This window comes from Streptomyces fagopyri (assembly GCF_009498275.1).
GTDB lineage: Bacteria > Actinomycetota > Actinomycetes > Streptomycetales > Streptomycetaceae > Streptomyces > Streptomyces fagopyri.
In genome coordinates this window covers 4,637,854-4,652,344 of record NZ_CP045643.1, presented here as the reverse complement: position 1 = coordinate 4,652,344, position 14,491 = coordinate 4,637,854, and the positions used below count along the sequence as shown (strand labels likewise).

Sequence of the window (14,491 nt, the reverse complement as noted above, 5' to 3'; positions counted from 1 at the left end):
GCCTCACGCCGACGCGGCTCACGACGGGACGCCGCACATCGACGCGTTTTCCCCGGAGACGCCCCACGCGGAGACGCCCCACGCGGAGACGCCCCACGCGGAGACGCCCCACGAAGGGTCGGCTCAAGGCGGTGCGTCCCACGACGGTGCGCCTCACGACGGCACGCCCCACGGCCGTACGCCTGCCGACGCGGCTCACGACGGGACGGCGGTCGCGCGCCCCCTTCCTCCGTCCGAGCCGCCCCCCGCGAACCCGGCATCCGGGCCCGCGCCCGCGCCGGCCCTCACCGGCATCGGCGCCCTCTCCCTGCGTCATCAGATCGCCGCGGCGTTCGCCCTCGCCGTCGTCGCGGTCGTCGCCTGTGTGCATCTCGGCATGGTGTTCCTGCACGTCGCGCCCTCGAACACGGTCACCAAACAGCACGGCAAGGCGATCGACGAGTGGATCTACCCCGAGTTCGAGCAGAACTGGAAGCTCTTCGCCCCCAACCCGCTGCAGCAGAACATCGACGTCCAGGTCCGTGCCCGGGTCCGTACCACGGACGGCGGTGCCACCGAGACCGGCTGGTACGACCTGTCCGCGCTCGACGGCGCTGCCATAGACGGCAACCCGCTCCCGAGCCACACCCAGCAGAACGAACTGCGCCGGGCCTGGGACTTCTACGTCGGCACGCACGACAACGACAACCGCCCGGTGGGCCTGCGCGGCGGCCTCTCCGAAGACTATCTGCGCCGCGTCGTGCTGCTGCGCCTCGAGCGTGAGGGGGCGGGCGACAGGGGTGCCGTCGTCGAACGGGTCCAGGTCCGCTCCCGTACCACCAACGTGCGGCCCCCCGAGTGGAGCGACGAGCAGGTGTCCGACAAGCCAGTCGTGCGCGAGCTGCCCTGGTGGCCGGTGCCCGAGGAGGACCTGACGGACGCGCGGACGACGGAGGCGAGCGCCCGATGAACCGATTCGCCGTGCCCGTCTCGCGTGGCATCACCCGGGTCACCGACGCCGCGATGGGCCCATATCAGGCCGCCGTGATCCGCGTCGGCTTCGCCGGCACCTGGCTGCTGTTCCTGTTGCGGGAGTTCCCTCACCGCCAGGAGATGTACGGGCCCGACGGACCCTGGAGCTGGGACCTCGCCCGGCGGCTCGTCGCGGACAACCACGCCTTCACGGCCCTGATGTGGTCCGACAGCCAGGTGTGGTTCGAGACCGTCTACGCGGTGGCCGTGCTCTCCAGCGTCCTGCTGCTCGTGGGCTGGCGGACCCGCACGATGTCCGTGCTGTTCATGGTCGGCGTGCTCTCGCTGCAGAACCGCAGCATCTTCATGGGGGACGGCGGGGACAACGTCATCCACCTGATGGCGATCTACCTGGTGGGCACGCGCTGCGGTCAGGTGTGGTCGCTGGACGCCCGGCGTGCACGGCTGGCGGGGGAGGCACGCGCGCGGGGGGAGACCTCCCGGGCCGCGGGCCCCGACCGGGTCGGCCCCTTCCTGTGGGCGGGGCTCGGGCTGCTGCTGGCCGCGGTGACTTTCGCGGGTCACCTCGGCGGCGGCTGGCAGGCGGTCTTTTGGGGCCTCTGGGCGGCGCAGGCCCTGTGGTGGGCCGTCGGCCGCCGGGCGCGCACCCCGCAGCCGCGGATCCTGCTCGACGTGATCGCCAACGCGGTGCACAACGCGGCCCTGTTCGTGATCATGGCCGAGGCGTGTCTGATCTACGCGACCGCGGGCTGGTACAAGATCCAGGGCTCGCGCTGGCAGGACGGCACCGCCGTCTACTACCCGCTCCACCTCGACTACTTCTCACCCTGGCCGGCCCTGTCCAACCTGCTGTCCGCACACGGCACGATCGTGATGCTGGTGACCTACGGGACGGTCGTCGCGCAGGTCGCCTTCCCCTTCACCCTGTTCAACCGGCGGGTCAAGAACGTGCTGCTGGCGGTGATGATGACCGAGCACGCGGTGATCGCCGTGGTCCTCGGGCTGCCGTTCTTCTCGCTCGCGATGATCGCCGCCGACTCGGTGTTCCTGCCGACGTCCTTCCTGCGCGGGCTCGGCGGACTGGCGACACGCGTGCGTGGCCGGCTGCTGCCGGGCGGCGCCCCGAAGCTGCCGGGTCAGCGCGCGCGGGGCCCGCGCACCGCGGAGGGCTCCGAGGGCCCGCACGTAGGCTTCACCGCATGAAGGACCTCGCTGACGACCGCGACCGCGGCCGTACCGACGACCGCGACCGCACGGACGACCGCGACCGAGCGAAGGACCCGGTGGACACCTGGCGTCGGCTCGCCGGCGACTCCGTCCTGCTCGACGGCTTCCACGCCCTCAAGCACGCGGTGCGCTTCCGGGCCGAGGTGCTGGTGGCGGTGACCGGCGACCGGCGGGCGGCGCTGGCGCTCGCCGACGAGCTGGCCCCGGACGTGCGCGACACCCTGGACGGCCTGCTGGTGGAGGTCCCGGAGGCCGCCTACCGGTCCCTGGTCCCGCGTCCGCACCCCACCGCGGTCGCCGCGCTGGCCGTACGCCCCTCGCGCGAGGCGAGTCTGCGGGCGCTGACGGCCACGCACCGCACCGCGCCGGTGGTGGTGCTCGACCAGCCGCGCAACCTCGGCAACGCGGGTGCCGTGATCCGGCTCGCGGCGGGTTTCGGCGCGACCGGGGTCGTCACGACGGGCACCCTCGATCCCTGGCACCCGACGGTGGTGCGCGGCGGGGCGGGCCTGCACTTCGCGACCGCCGTGGAGCGGCTGACGGTCGCGGAGCTGCCGTCCGGGCCGGTGTTCGCCCTCGATCCGGAGGGCGAGGACATCCGGGGGACGAAGCTCCCGGACGACGCGGTGCTCGCGTTCGGTTCCGAGCGCAGCGGCCTCTCCCCCGAACTGCGGGCGCGGGCCGACCACCTGGTGTCGCTGCCGATGCGCCCCCAGGTCTCCAGCTACAACCTCGCGACCAGTGTGGCCATGACGCTGTTCCACTGGAGCGCCGCCGGGGGCGCACCGATCGGATAGGTCCTAGCGCCGCACCTCGACCACGCGGAAGCGGTTCGCGACGAACGCTCCGTCACACAGCGCCGCGTTCGCCGCCGGGTTGCCGCCGGAGCCGTGGAAGTCGGAGAAGGCCGCCGTCTGGTTGACGTACACCCCGCCCGTGAGGTTCAGGGAGAGCTGGGCGGACTCCTCCAGGCAGACCTCCTGGACGGACTGCTCGAACTCCTCGTCGGTGGTGTACGCGCCGACGGTCATCGCGCCCTTGTCCCGGACGGTGCGGCGAAGCAGCTCCACGGCGTCCGCCGCCGAGTCGACCGCGACCGCGAAGGAGACGGGGCCGAAGCACTCGCTCATGTACGCGGCTTCGTCGTCCGTGCCCTCCCAGTACTTACGGGCGCCGTCGAGCTTCACGATCACCGGTGTCCGGACGACGGCGTCGGGGAACTCGGGGTTGCTGATCTCCCGGGAGGGGAGGGCGACCTCGCCGAGGCCGGCGGCGGCCTCCAGGCGGGCCTTCACGTCCGGGTTCACGATGGCTCCGAGCAGTCCGTTGGCCCGCGCGTCGTCCCCGAGGAGTCCGCCGACCGACCTGGCGAGGTCGGCGACCACCTCGTCGTACGACTTGGGGCCCTCGTCCGTACGGATGCCGTCCCGCGGGACGAGGAGGTTCTGCGGGGTCGTGCACATCTGGCCGCTGTACAGGGACAGGGAGAAGGCCAGGTTGGACAGCATGCCCTTGTAGTCGGCGGTCGACTCCACGATCACCGTGTTGACGCCGGCCTTCTCGGTGTAGACCTGCGCCTGACGGGCGTGCGTCTCCAGCCAGTCGCCGAACTCCGTCGAACCCGTGTAGTCGATGATCCTGATCTCGGGGCGGACGGCCAGGGTCTTGGCGATGCCCTCCCCGGGACGCTCGGCGGCCAGCGCCACCAGGTTCGGGTCGAAGCCCGCCCCGGCGAGCACCTCGCGCGCGATGCCCACGGTGAGCGCGAGCGGCAGCACCGCGCGCGGGTGGGGCTTCACGAGGACCGCGTTGCCGGTGGCCAGGGAGGCGAACAGGCCCGGGTAGCCGTTCCACGTGGGGAAGGTGTTGCAGCCGATGACGAGCGCGATGCCGCGCGGGACCGGGGTGAACCGCTTGGTCAGCGTGATCGGGTCGCGCTTGCCCTGGGGCTTGGTCCACTCAGCGGTGTCCGGGGTGCGGATCTGCTCCGCGTACGCGTACGCCACCGCTTCCAGTCCGCGGTCCTGCGCGTGCGGGCCGCCCGCCTGGAACGCCATCATGAAGGCCTGGCCGCTGGTGTGCATCACCGCGTGCGCGAATTCGTGGGTCCGGTCGGCGATCCGCTTGAGGATCTCCAGACAGACCACCGCGCGTGTCTCCGCGCCCGCGTCGCGCCAGGCGCGCTGACCGGCCCGCATGGCGGGCAGCAGCACGTCGATGTCCGCGTGCGGGTAGGTGACGTCCAGCGCGATGCCGTACGGCGAGACCTCGCCGCCGACCCAGTCGTCGGTGCCCGGCTGGCCGAGGTCGACACGGGTGCCGAGGACGGCGTCGAAGGCGGCCTTGCCCTCGGCCATGCCCAGGCTGCCGTTCTCGCCGTAGGCCTTGGGGTGTTCGGGATGCGGGGACCAGTACGCGCGTGTACGGATCGCTTCCAGCGCCTGGTCGAGGGTGGGCCGGTGCTGGGCGATCAACTGGTGAGCGGTGAGTTCGGCGGCCATCGGGGACCAACTCCTCGTCTCAGGAGCGCTTCATTGCGCTCGCGAGCTGGGCAGGAACGGACAGTCAGAGTTAGAGTAACCGAACGATCGGTCGGGACAAGGGGGTCCGCCGCATCTGTGGAGAACCCCGTGCGGGAGGATCGCGAGCATGACAGCACTCGACCTCAACAGCCCCGTGGCCGTCGTCGGCACCGGCACCATGGGCCAGGGCATCGCCCAGGTCGCGCTGGTCGCGGGCCACCCGGTGCGGCTCTACGACACCCTCGCGGGCCGTGCCGACGCGGCGGCCGAAGCGATCGGCGCGCGCCTCGACCGGCTGGTCGAGAAGGGCCGGTTCAGCGGCGCCGACCGCGACGCGGCGCGCGAGCGGCTGCGACCCGCGCGGAGCCTCGACGAGCTGGCGGACTGCGTACTCGTCATCGAGGCGGTCCTCGAACAACTCGACGCCAAACAGAAGCTGTTCCGCGATCTCGAGGACATCGTCGAGGACGACTGCCTGCTCGCCACCAACACCTCGTCCCTGTCCGTCACCGCCATCGGTGGCGCCCTGCGCAACCCCGGCCGTCTGGTCGGACTGCACTTCTTCAATCCCGCGCCGCTGCTGCCCCTCGTGGAGGTCGTCTCCGGGCACGCGACCGACTTCTCGTCGGCCACCCGCGCGTACGAGACGGCCCGCGCGTGGGGGAAGACCCCGGTCGCCTGCGCCGACACCCCCGGCTTCATCGTCAACCGCATCGCGCGGCCCTTCTACGCCGAGGCCTTCGCGGTGTACGAGTCGCAGGCCGCCGATCCCGCCACCATCGACGCGGTCCTGCGCGAGTCCGGCGGCTTCAGGATGGGCGCCTTCGAGCTCACCGACCTGATCGGCCAGGACGTCAACGAGTCCGTCACGCACTCCGTGTGGCAGGCCTTCTTCCAGGACCTGCGCTTCACCCCCTCGCTCGCCCAGCGGCGGCTCGTCGAGTCCGGCCGGCACGGCCGCAAGACGGGACACGGCTGGTACGACTACGGGGACGACGCCGAACGGCCCGAGCCGCACACCGCCGAGCAGGCGCAGCCGCCCGCGCACGTCGTCGTGGAGGGTGACCTCGGACCGGCCTCCGAACTGCTCGCCCTGATCCGCGAGGCGGGCATCCAGGTCCGCGAGGACGAGGAGGACCACGGCACCCGCCTGGTGCTGCCCAGCGGCGGCCAGCTGGCCCTCGCCGACGGCCAGACCTCGATCGAGTTCCGCGACGTCGTCTACTTCGACCTGGCGCTGGACTACCGCAGGGCGACCCGCATCGCCCTGTCCGCCTCGCAGGACACCGCGCCCCAGACGGTCGCGGAGGCCATCGGCCTCTTCCAGGCGCTGGGCAAGGACGTCAGTGTCATCGGGGACGCCCCCGGCATGATCGTCGCCCGGACCGTGGCCCGCATCGTGGACCTGGCGCACGACGCCGTCGCGAAGGGAGTGGCCACCGAGGAGGACATCGACACCGCGATGCGCCTGGGCGTCAACTACCCCCTGGGCCCCTTCGAATGGTGCCGCAGGCTCGGCAGGACCTGGGCGCACGACCTCCTGGAGGAGCTGCACCTGCGCGAGCCCTCCGGCCGCTACGCCCCCTCGCTCGCGCTGTACCGCCACGGGCACGCCACCGAGAAGCGGGAGGGCACCTCATGACCACCGCCAAGCGGGACACCTACACCCCGGAGACCCTGCTCTCCGTCGCCGTCCAGGTCTTCAACGAACGCGGCTACGACGGCACCTCCATGGAGCATCTCTCCAAGGCGGCGGGCATCTCCAAGTCGTCGATCTACCACCATGTCGCCGGCAAGGAAGAGCTGCTGCGCCGGGCCGTCAGCCGCGCTCTCGACGGCCTCTTCGAGATCCTCGGCGAGGAGCACGCGTGCGTGGGGCGCGCCGTGGAGCGCCTGGAGTACGTCGTACGGCGGATGGTCGAGGTGCTCACCGCCGAGCTGCCGTACGTGACCCTGCTGCTGCGCGTGCGCGGCAACACGGGCACCGAGCGGTGGGCCCTGGAGCGGCGCCGCGACTTCGACCACCGGGTGGCCGAGCTGCTGAAGGACGCGGCGGCCGACGGGGACGTGCGCGCCGACGTGGAGGTCCGGCTCGCCACCCGGCTCGTCTTCGGGATGATCAACTCGATCGTGGAGTGGTACCGGCCGGACGGGCGGGGCATGGGCGAGCGCGAGGTGGCCGACGCGGTCGTACAGGTGGTCTTCGGGGGGCTCAGGGCCGAGAGCTGATCTCAGCCCTCCGGTTCCAGGTCCTCCTCCTCGAACACCAGCAGTGTCCGCGAGCTGAGGACCTCCGGGATGGCCTGGAGCCGGGTGAGGACCAGCTCGCGCAGCGCCCTGTTGTCGGGCGTGTGGACGAGCAGCAGCACGTCGAAGTCACCGCCCACCAGTGCGATGTGGGATGCCCCGGGGAGCACCCGCAACTGCTCGCGCACCGTGCGCCAGGAGTTCTGCACGATCTTGAGGGTGATGTACGCGGAGGTGCCCTGTCCCGCGCGTTCGTGGTCGACGCGCGCCCCGAAGCCGCGGATCACACCGTCCTCGATGAGGCGGTTGATCCGGGCGTAGGCGTTCGCCCGTGACACATGGACCCGTTCGGCCACGGAACGTATGGAGGCGCGGCCGTCCGCCTGGAGCATCTGCAGGATGTCCTGGTCGATCGCGTCGAGCGGACGGGCGGGCGGCGCGACGGCGCCGGCCCCCGGCGGCTCGGCCATTTGTTCAGGTGCCATGTCCCCCCGCCTCCCTACCATGGACGTACTGCGTCCATCTCAGGCTGTGCAGAACCGTTTGTCCACAGCCTGCTGGTGCCTGTAGCCAAAATGTGCCGACGACCGAACAATCGGTAGGTGAGGCGCATCACACCCGTGGTGCGCCCCGAGCCACTCCCACGAGGAGGTGCCGTCATGACGGTCATGGAGCAGCGAGGTGCTTACCGGCCCACGCCGCCGCCGGCCTGGCAGCCCCGCACCGACCCCGCGCCGCTGCTGCCCGACGCGCTGCCCCATCGCGTCCTCGGCACCGGAACGGCCGCACGGGTCGACCCGGATCTGCTGCGCCGTCTGTACACGGAGCTGGTGCGCGGCCGCCGCTACAACACGCAGGCCACGGCGCTCACCAAGCAGGGCCGCCTCGCGGTCTACCCCTCCAGCACCGGCCAGGAGGCCTGTGAGGTCGCCGCCGCGCTCGTCCTGGAGGAGCGCGACTGGCTCTTCCCCAGCTACCGCGACACCCTCGCCGCAGTCGCCCGCGGCCTCGACCCCGTCCAGGCCCTGACCCTCCTGCGCGGCGACTGGCACACCGGGTACGACCCCCGCGAGCTCCGCATCGCCCCCCTGTGCACCCCGCTGGCCACCCAGCTCCCGCACGCGGTGGGCCTCGCGCACGCCGCCCGCCTCAAGGGCGACGACGTGGTCGCGCTCGCCCTCGTGGGCGACGGCGGCACCAGCGAGGGCGACTTCCACGAGGCGCTGAACTTCGCCGCCGTGTGGCAGGCCCCGGTCGTCTTCCTCGTCCAGAACAACGGCTTCGCCATCTCCGTACCGCTCGACAAGCAGACCGCGGCCCCGTCGCTGGCCCACAAGGCCGTCGGCTACGGAATGCCCGGGCGCCTGGTCGACGGGAACGACGCGGCGGCCGTGCACGAGGTCCTGAGCGACGCCGTGCGCCACGCGCGCGCGGGGGGCGGTCCGACGCTCGTCGAGGCCGTCACGTACCGCATCGAGGCCCATACGAACGCCGACGACGCCACCCGCTACCGCGGTGACTCCGAGGTCGAGACCTGGCGCGCGCACGACCCGATCGTGCTCCTGGAAAAGGAGCTGACCGAGCGGGGTCTCCTCGACGAGGAGGGCATCCTGGCCGCCCGTGAGGCCGCCGAGACGATGGCCGCGGACCTGCGCGCCCGGATGAACCAGGACCCGGTGCTCGACCCCATGGACCTGTTCGCCCATGTGTATGCCGAGCCCACACCACAACTGCGTGAGCAGGAGGCGCGGTTGCGCGCGGAGCTGGCCGCCGAGGCCGATACGGACACCGCCGCCGGATTCGAGCCGGAAGGCGGCGGCCGATGACCACCGTCGCCCTCAAACCCGCCACCATGGCGCAGGCCCTCACCCGCGCGCTGCGCGACGCCATGGCGGCCGACCCGAGCGTCCACGTCATGGGCGAGGACGTCGGCACCCTCGGCGGGGTCTTCCGGGTCACCGACGGGCTCGCCAAGGAGTTCGGCGAGGACCGCTGCACGGACACCCCGCTCGCCGAGGCGGGCATCCTCGGCACGGCCGTCGGCATGGCGATGTACGGACTGCGGCCGGTCGTGGAGATGCAGTTCGACGCGTTCGCCTACCCGGCCTTCGAGCAGCTGATCTCGCATGTGGCGCGGATGCGCAACCGCACCCGCGGCGCCATGCCGCTGCCCCTGACCATCCGGGTCCCCTACGGCGGCGGCATCGGCGGCGTCGAGCACCACAGCGACTCCTCCGAGGCGTACTACATGGCCACCCCGGGGCTGCATGTCGTCACGCCCGCGACGGTCGCCGACGCCTACGGACTGCTGCGCGCCTCCATCGCCTCCGACGACCCGGTCGTCTTCCTGGAGCCCAAGCGGCTCTACTGGTCGAAGGACTCCTGGAACCCCGACGAGCCGCGGTCCGTGGAGCCGATAGGCCGCGCGGTGGTGCGCCGGCCGGGCCGCAGCGCCACGCTCATCACCTACGGGCCGTCCGTGCCCGTCTGCCTGGAGGCCGCAGAGGCGGCGCGGACCGAGGGCTGGGACCTCGAAGTCGTCGATCTGCGCTCCCTCGTCCCCTTCGACGACGAGACGGTGGCGGCGTCGGTGCGGCGGACCGGCCGCGCGGTCGTCGTGCACGAGTCGGGCGGTTACGGCGGCCCCGGCGGCGAGATAGCGGCGCGGGTGAGCGAGCGCTGCTTCCACCACCTGGAGGCGCCGGTGCTGCGGGTGGCCGGGTTCGACATCCCGTATCCGCCGCCGATGCTGGAGCGCCACCACCTGCCCGGTGTGGACCGGATCCTGGACGCCGTGGCGCGTCTCCAGTGGGAGGCGGACAACTGATGGCCCAGGTGCTGGAGTTCAAGCTTCCCGACCTCGGCGAGGGACTCACCGAGGCGGAGATCGTGCGCTGGCTCGTTGAGGTCGGTGACGTCGTCTCCGTCGACCAGCCCGTCGTGGAGGTGGAGACCGCCAAGGCGATGGTCGAGGTCCCGTGTCCCTACGGGGGCGTGGTCACGGCCCGCTTCGGCGAGGAGGGCACGGAACTGCCGGTCGGCTCCCCCCTGCTGACGGTCGCGGTCGGCGGCGACACGCAGACCTCCGACGGCGCGGACGAAGGGTCCGGCAACGTACTCGTCGGGTACGGCACGGGGGCGCCTCCGGCGCGCCGCAGGAGGGTACGGACCAGCCCGGTCGCGCCCGCCCGGCCCGCCGGGAATTCCCCGTCGAACGGCGGCTCCCCGGCCGCCGGTCCGCAAGCGGTCGGCGCGTCCGGACCGCTGGGCGCGTCCGGAGCACCGGGTACGTTTGGAGCACCGGGTACGGAGCGCGGTCCCGGTACCCGGACGGCTGCCTCGGGACGCGCCGCCGTGCCCGGGACGGCGCCCGAGACCGTGTCCGGGCGCATGGACGCGCGGGCGCTGACGGACGCGCGGGCGACCGGTCCCGTCGCGGTCATCTCCCCGCTGGTGCGCAGGATCGCCCGGGAGAACGGGCTGGACCTGAGGGAGCTGACGGGCTCCGGCCACGACGGGCTGATCCTGCGGGCGGACGTGGAGCTCGCGCTGCGCTCGGCCGGCGCGGCCCCCGGACAGCCGGAGACCCTCACCGGCCTCCGCGCACCCGAAGCACCCGCTGCCGCCACCCCCGCGACCCCGGCGGCGGCCGGGACCCGTGTCCCCTTGCGGGGCATCCGGGGCGCCGTCGCGGACAAGCTCTCCCGCAGCCGGCACGAGATTCCCGACGCGACCTGCTGGGTGGACGCCGACGCGACCGAACTCCTCGCCGCCCGCGCGGCGATGAACGCCGCCGGCGGCCCGAAGATCTCCCTGCTCGCGCTGCTGGCCCGGATCTGCACGGCCGCGCTGGCCCGCCACCCCGAGCTCAACTCGACGGTGGACATGGAGGCCCGGGAGATCGTCCGGCTCGGCCACGTCCACCTCGGATTCGCCGCACAGACCGAACGTGGCCTCGTCGTTCCCGTCGTCCGGGACGCGCACACCCGCGACGCGCAGTCGCTGAGCGCCGAGTTCGCCCGGCTGACCGAGGCCGCACGGACGGGGACGCTGACCCCCGGTGACCTCACGGGCGGCACCTTCACGCTGAACAACTACGGGGTGTTCGGCGTCGACGGCTCCACGCCGATCATCAACCACCCCGAGGCGGCCATGCTCGGCGTCGGCCGGATCGTCCCCAAACCCTGGGTGCACCAGGGCGAGCTGGCGGTGCGGCAGGTCGTCCAGCTCTCGCTGACCTTCGACCACCGGGTGTGCGACGGCGGCACGGCGGGCGGCTTCCTGCGGTACGTGGCGGACTGTGTCGAACAGCCGGCGGTGCTGCTGCGTTCCCTGTGATCGCCGCGGCCCGCATACTCGGGGAATGACCGCGTACGAGCCCCCGGGCGCCCCCGGCCCCGCCGCCCCGTACGACGCCGTCGTGCTCGCCGGCGGCGGCGCCCGGCGGCTGGGCGGCGCGGACAAACCCGGTGTGCGGGTGGGCGGGCGCCCGCTGCTCGACCGGGTGCTCGCCGCCTGTGCCGCGGCCACCACCACGGTCGTCGTGGCCGAGCCCAGAACCACCGCGCGACCCGTGCGGTGGGCCCGTGAGGAGCCGCCCGGCGGGGGCCCGCTGGCCGCGCTGGACGCCGGGCTGCGCCGCACGTCGGCGGAGCACGTCGTGGTGCTCTCCGCCGACCTGCCGTTCCTGGACGGGGCGACGGTCCGGCGCCTGCTGGACGCGCTTCGGGGGAGCGACGCCCCGCGCGGCCCGGGACGCCCCGAGGGCGTGCTGCTCAGTGACCCCGAGGGCCGCGACCAGCCGCTCGTTGCCGCGTACCGTGCGGGGGCCCTGCGCCGGGAACTGGCCGCGCTCGCCGCCGCGCACGGCGGACTCACCGGTCTGCCACTGCGACGGCTCACCGCCGCGCTGGATCTGACCCGCATCTCCGACCCCGTCGCGTCCTTCGACTGCGACACCTGGGACGACATCGCCGCCGCCCGGGCACGTATCAGGGAGCATGGGCACGTGTTGGATGAATGGATTTCCGCAGTCAAGGACGAGCTGGGCATCGACCTGGACGTCGACACCGGCGTTCTGCTCGACCTGGCCCGCGACGCCGCGCACTCGGTGGCCCGCCCCGCGGCACCGCTGACCACGTTCCTCGTGGGATACGCCGCCGCGCGCGCCGGAGGGGGCCCGGAGGCCGTGGCGGAGGCCGCTCGCAAGGCCGCGGCGCTGGCGCTGCGCTGGGCCGACGAGGACACGCCCGAGGACACCCCCGCCGCCCACCCCGGCCCCGGCCCCGGCCCCGCCGCCGAACCCGGCTCCCACGCCCCCACGGGTTCCGGCGCCGCACCCGGTTCCGACGCCGCCCCGGACGCCTGATGACCTCGCCGGGCGCCCGCGTCGGCCAGGACGCCGACGAACTCGACGTGGAGGAGGCCCTGGCCTTGGTCAAGGACCACCGACGCTCCGCGGGCCCCGGGCGGGGCCGCGACGACGCCGCGGCCCGCACCCCCGCGCCCGGCACCGGGCTCGCCGCGCACACCGCGCGGAGCGAGCCCGGCGGACCGCACGAGGCCACCCCCTGGCCCGGCGCGCGAGCCACCGCCGAGCGTGCCGCCCGTTCACTGCCGCGCCGCGCTCCCGTCTCCGTCCCCCTGGACGCCGCCCTGGGCCTGGTGACCGCCGCGCCGCTCACCGCGCTCACGGACCTGCCCTCCTTCGACACCTCCGCGATGGACGGCTGGGCGGTCGCGGGCCCCGGCCCCTGGGACGTCCGCGAGGAGGGCGTCCTCGCGGGCCACGCGAAACCGGAGCCCCTCACCGACGGCGAGGCGGTGCGGATCGCCACCGGCGCCCGGGTTCCGCGAGAGGCCACCGCCGTCCTCCGCAGCGAGCACGGACACATCGACGACAAGGGGCGGCTGCACGCGGCCCTCCCCGAGGCCCCCGGTGCCGGGCGGCCCGGAGGAACGCCCACGGTCGTGCACGGGCAGGACATCAGGCCGCGCGGCCAGGAGTGCCGCAGCGGGGACCTGCTGCTGCCCGCCGGCGCGCTGGTCACCCCCGCCGTGCTGGGCCTCGCCGCGGCCGCCGGATACGACACCCTCGCCGTCGTCCCCCGCGCCCGTGTCGAAGTCCTCGTCCTCGGTGACGAGTTGCTCACCAAGGGACTCCCCCAGGAGGGCCTGATCCGGGACGCGCTCGGCCCGATGCTGCCACCCTGGCTGCGCGCGCTCGGCGCCGACGTCGTCGCCGTGCGCAGACTGGGCGACGACGCCAAAGCCCTGCACAAGGCGATCACCGGCTCCGGCGCCGACCTGATCGTCACGACCGGCGGCACCGCCGCGGGCCCCGTCGACCACGTCCACCCCACCCTGAGCCGTATCGGCGCCCGGCTGCTCGTCGACGGGGTAGAGGTGCGTCCGGGGCATCCCATGCTGCTGGCCCGCACCAAGGAGAACCAGCATCTCGTCGGTCTGCCCGGCAACCCCCTGGCGGCCGTCTCGGGGCTGCTCACGCTCGCCGAGCCGCTGTTGCGCGTCCTGGCGGGCCGGGCGGCGCCGGAGCCGTACAGACTGCCCGTCAGGGACGGGGTGCACGGGCACCCGTACGACACACGGCTCATCCCCGTCACCCTCCACGGCGACCAGGCGGTTCCGTTGCGCTACAACGGTCCGGCCATGCTGCGCGGGATCGCCGCCGCCGACGCCCTCGCGGTCGTACCGCCCGGTGGCGCCCACCCGGGTCAGGAGCTGGAACTCCTGGATCTCCCCTGGACGTTCACCGGCGTCGGTACCTGATCGGCCTGATGCGGGGCGACGCCAGGAGTCGGCCCGTACGACGGGTGGTGAGCGGGATCGGGGGGTGTTTCACGTGAAACGTCCGGTCCGTGCTCCGGCCGTCCGGGAGGGGCGGCCGCTGAACCGCGGAACGGTCACCACTCGTCGTCGTTGATCACCCGGAAGCTGCCCACGACGCCGTCGTCGCCGAACATGGCACCGGCGATGAGTGCGTCGGCCCCGAACGGGCCGTCGCCTTGGGTCGGGCCGGTCACGACGCCGTGGGTGGCGCCGTGCGGGCCGACGGTGGCGACCGGGGAGCCGCCGTTGCAGTTGAATCCGCGATAGACCTCCACGGTCCTTCTGCTGTCGTTGTAGATGCTGAAGCTGTTGGCGCCCAGCCCGCTGGCGGCGGCGATGCAGCCCTCGATGGAACCGGAGTACGTCCGCTCGTTGAAGTAGATGTACCCGGGTCCCTCATGGTCCGAGCCGCGGCCGCGGCCCCCGCGGTCACCGCCGTCGCGGTCACCGCCCTCGCCCTTGTCCCTGCTCGCGGTGCCGCCGTCGAGGGGAGGCGTGGCGGGGACGGCCTTCTTGGCGGACGGGGCCGCCTTGTGGGCGGCCGGGAGCGCCCGCTGGACGGCCGGGGCGGCGTGGGTGGATTCGGCGGGCGAGGCGTAGGTGATGCCGGTGGTGGCGAAGGCCGCCGCGCCTACGGCGGCGGCCACGGCGAAAGTACGCGTGGGCATGTGACT

General features: G+C 73.2%; 13 protein-coding genes. 10 read left to right on the top strand and 3 right to left on the bottom strand.

Going from position 1 to position 14,491, the window contains the following annotated elements:
* The first annotated feature begins 376 nt into the window (after window positions 1-376).
* Genes GFH48_RS40135 through GFH48_RS19945 form a run of 3 tightly spaced genes read left to right on the top strand, consistent with a single transcriptional unit; the run spans window position 377 to window position 2,996 of the window.
* On the top strand, window positions 377-949 hold the full coding sequence (locus GFH48_RS40135; RefSeq protein ID WP_407698648.1) for a DUF5819 family protein: 573 nt from the start codon (window positions 377-379) through the stop codon (window positions 947-949).
* Window positions 946-2,175: an HTTM domain-containing protein gene (locus GFH48_RS19950; RefSeq protein ID WP_153289560.1), complete on the top strand. Its 1,230-nt coding sequence runs from the start codon at window positions 946-948 to the stop codon at window positions 2,173-2,175. Before GFH48_RS40135 ends, GFH48_RS19950 begins: the two co-directional genes overlap by 4 nt.
* On the top strand, window positions 2,172-2,996 hold the full coding sequence (locus GFH48_RS19945) for a TrmH family RNA methyltransferase (protein WP_153289559.1): 825 nt from the start codon (window positions 2,172-2,174) through the stop codon (window positions 2,994-2,996). The genes GFH48_RS19950 and GFH48_RS19945 overlap by 4 nt, the downstream gene beginning before the upstream one ends.
* Window positions 2,997-2,999: 3 nt before the next feature.
* Here the strand turns inward: GFH48_RS19945 and paaN are convergent, their stop codons facing one another.
* Window positions 3,000-4,700, bottom strand: coding sequence for a phenylacetic acid degradation protein PaaN (gene paaN, locus GFH48_RS19940; protein WP_153289558.1), 1,701 nt, complete (start codon window positions 4,698-4,700; stop codon window positions 3,000-3,002).
* 148 nt (window positions 4,701-4,848) lie between these two features.
* Between paaN and GFH48_RS19935 the strand changes: the two genes are divergently transcribed.
* Both GFH48_RS19935 and GFH48_RS19930 read left to right on the top strand, forming a co-directional pair.
* Complete coding sequence (locus GFH48_RS19935; protein ID WP_153289557.1) at window positions 4,849-6,363, top strand: 3-hydroxyacyl-CoA dehydrogenase; 1,515 nt, start codon at window positions 4,849-4,851, stop codon at window positions 6,361-6,363.
* Entirely contained in the window at window positions 6,360-6,950 is a 591-nt protein-coding gene (locus tag GFH48_RS19930) for a TetR/AcrR family transcriptional regulator (protein WP_153289556.1), read from the top strand. The genes GFH48_RS19935 and GFH48_RS19930 overlap by 4 nt, the downstream gene beginning before the upstream one ends.
* Before the next feature lie 2 nt (window positions 6,951-6,952).
* Here the strand turns inward: GFH48_RS19930 and GFH48_RS19925 are convergent, their stop codons facing one another.
* Window positions 6,953-7,453, bottom strand: a complete 501-nt coding sequence (locus GFH48_RS19925; protein WP_194280624.1) for an Lrp/AsnC family transcriptional regulator — start codon at window positions 7,451-7,453, stop codon at window positions 6,953-6,955.
* A 174-nt stretch (window positions 7,454-7,627) separates the two neighbouring features.
* Between GFH48_RS19925 and pdhA the strand changes: the two genes are divergently transcribed.
* From pdhA to GFH48_RS19900, 5 genes are read left to right on the top strand one after another with little or no spacing between them, the layout of a single operon-like run.
* Complete coding sequence (pdhA, locus tag GFH48_RS19920) at window positions 7,628-8,794, top strand: pyruvate dehydrogenase (acetyl-transferring) E1 component subunit alpha (protein ID WP_153289555.1); 1,167 nt, start codon at window positions 7,628-7,630, stop codon at window positions 8,792-8,794.
* Window positions 8,791-9,795 carry an alpha-ketoacid dehydrogenase subunit beta gene (locus GFH48_RS19915; RefSeq protein WP_153289554.1) on the top strand — a complete coding sequence of 335 codons (1,005 nt, stop codon included), beginning with the start codon at window positions 8,791-8,793 and terminating at the stop codon, window positions 9,793-9,795. Before pdhA ends, GFH48_RS19915 begins: the two co-directional genes overlap by 4 nt.
* Window positions 9,795-11,306 (top strand): dihydrolipoamide acetyltransferase family protein, encoded by a 1,512-nt coding sequence (locus GFH48_RS19910; RefSeq protein ID WP_153289553.1) that lies wholly within the window; start codon window positions 9,795-9,797, stop codon window positions 11,304-11,306. The genes GFH48_RS19915 and GFH48_RS19910 overlap by 1 nt, the downstream gene beginning before the upstream one ends.
* Before the next feature lie 25 nt (window positions 11,307-11,331).
* Window positions 11,332-12,336 carry an NTP transferase domain-containing protein gene (locus GFH48_RS19905; protein WP_153289552.1) on the top strand — a complete coding sequence of 335 codons (1,005 nt, stop codon included), beginning with the start codon at window positions 11,332-11,334 and terminating at the stop codon, window positions 12,334-12,336.
* Window positions 12,336-13,757 carry a molybdopterin molybdotransferase MoeA gene (locus GFH48_RS19900; RefSeq protein WP_153289551.1) on the top strand — a complete coding sequence of 474 codons (1,422 nt, stop codon included), beginning with the start codon at window positions 12,336-12,338 and terminating at the stop codon, window positions 13,755-13,757. The genes GFH48_RS19905 and GFH48_RS19900 overlap by 1 nt, the downstream gene beginning before the upstream one ends.
* A 134-nt stretch (window positions 13,758-13,891) precedes the next feature.
* On the opposite strand, the gene GFH48_RS19895 is transcribed toward GFH48_RS19900, so the two are convergent.
* On the bottom strand, window positions 13,892-14,485 hold the full coding sequence (locus GFH48_RS19895; protein ID WP_153289550.1) for a hypothetical protein: 594 nt from the start codon (window positions 14,483-14,485) through the stop codon (window positions 13,892-13,894).
* Window positions 14,486-14,491: the final 6 nt, after the last annotated feature.

Excerpts from the sequence above, each read along its gene's own strand:
- GFH48_RS19895 (WP_153289550.1), bottom strand. The coding sequence starts at position 14,485 with ATGCCCACGCGTACTTTCGCCGTGGCCGCCGCCGTAGGCGCGGCGGCC.
- pdhA (WP_153289555.1), top strand. The coding sequence starts at position 7,628 with ATGACGGTCATGGAGCAGCGAGGTGCTTACCGGCCCACGCCGCCGCCG.
- GFH48_RS19900 (WP_153289551.1), top strand. The coding sequence starts at position 12,336 with ATGACCTCGCCGGGCGCCCGCGTCGGCCAGGACGCCGACGAACTCGAC.
- GFH48_RS19930 (WP_153289556.1), top strand. The coding sequence starts at position 6,360 with ATGACCACCGCCAAGCGGGACACCTACACCCCGGAGACCCTGCTCTCC.
- GFH48_RS19950 (WP_153289560.1), top strand. The coding sequence starts at position 946 with ATGAACCGATTCGCCGTGCCCGTCTCGCGTGGCATCACCCGGGTCACC.
- paaN (WP_153289558.1), bottom strand. The coding sequence starts at position 4,700 with ATGGCCGCCGAACTCACCGCTCACCAGTTGATCGCCCAGCACCGGCCC.
- GFH48_RS19925 (WP_194280624.1), bottom strand. The coding sequence starts at position 7,453 with ATGGCACCTGAACAAATGGCCGAGCCGCCGGGGGCCGGCGCCGTCGCG.
- GFH48_RS19910 (WP_153289553.1), top strand. The coding sequence starts at position 9,795 with ATGGCCCAGGTGCTGGAGTTCAAGCTTCCCGACCTCGGCGAGGGACTC.
- GFH48_RS40135 (WP_407698648.1), top strand. The coding sequence starts at position 377 with ATGGTGTTCCTGCACGTCGCGCCCTCGAACACGGTCACCAAACAGCAC.
- GFH48_RS19905 (WP_153289552.1), top strand. The coding sequence starts at position 11,332 with ATGACCGCGTACGAGCCCCCGGGCGCCCCCGGCCCCGCCGCCCCGTAC.
- GFH48_RS19915 (WP_153289554.1), top strand. The coding sequence starts at position 8,791 with ATGACCACCGTCGCCCTCAAACCCGCCACCATGGCGCAGGCCCTCACC.
- GFH48_RS19935 (WP_153289557.1), top strand. The coding sequence starts at position 4,849 with ATGACAGCACTCGACCTCAACAGCCCCGTGGCCGTCGTCGGCACCGGC.
- GFH48_RS19945 (WP_153289559.1), top strand. The coding sequence starts at position 2,172 with ATGAAGGACCTCGCTGACGACCGCGACCGCGGCCGTACCGACGACCGC.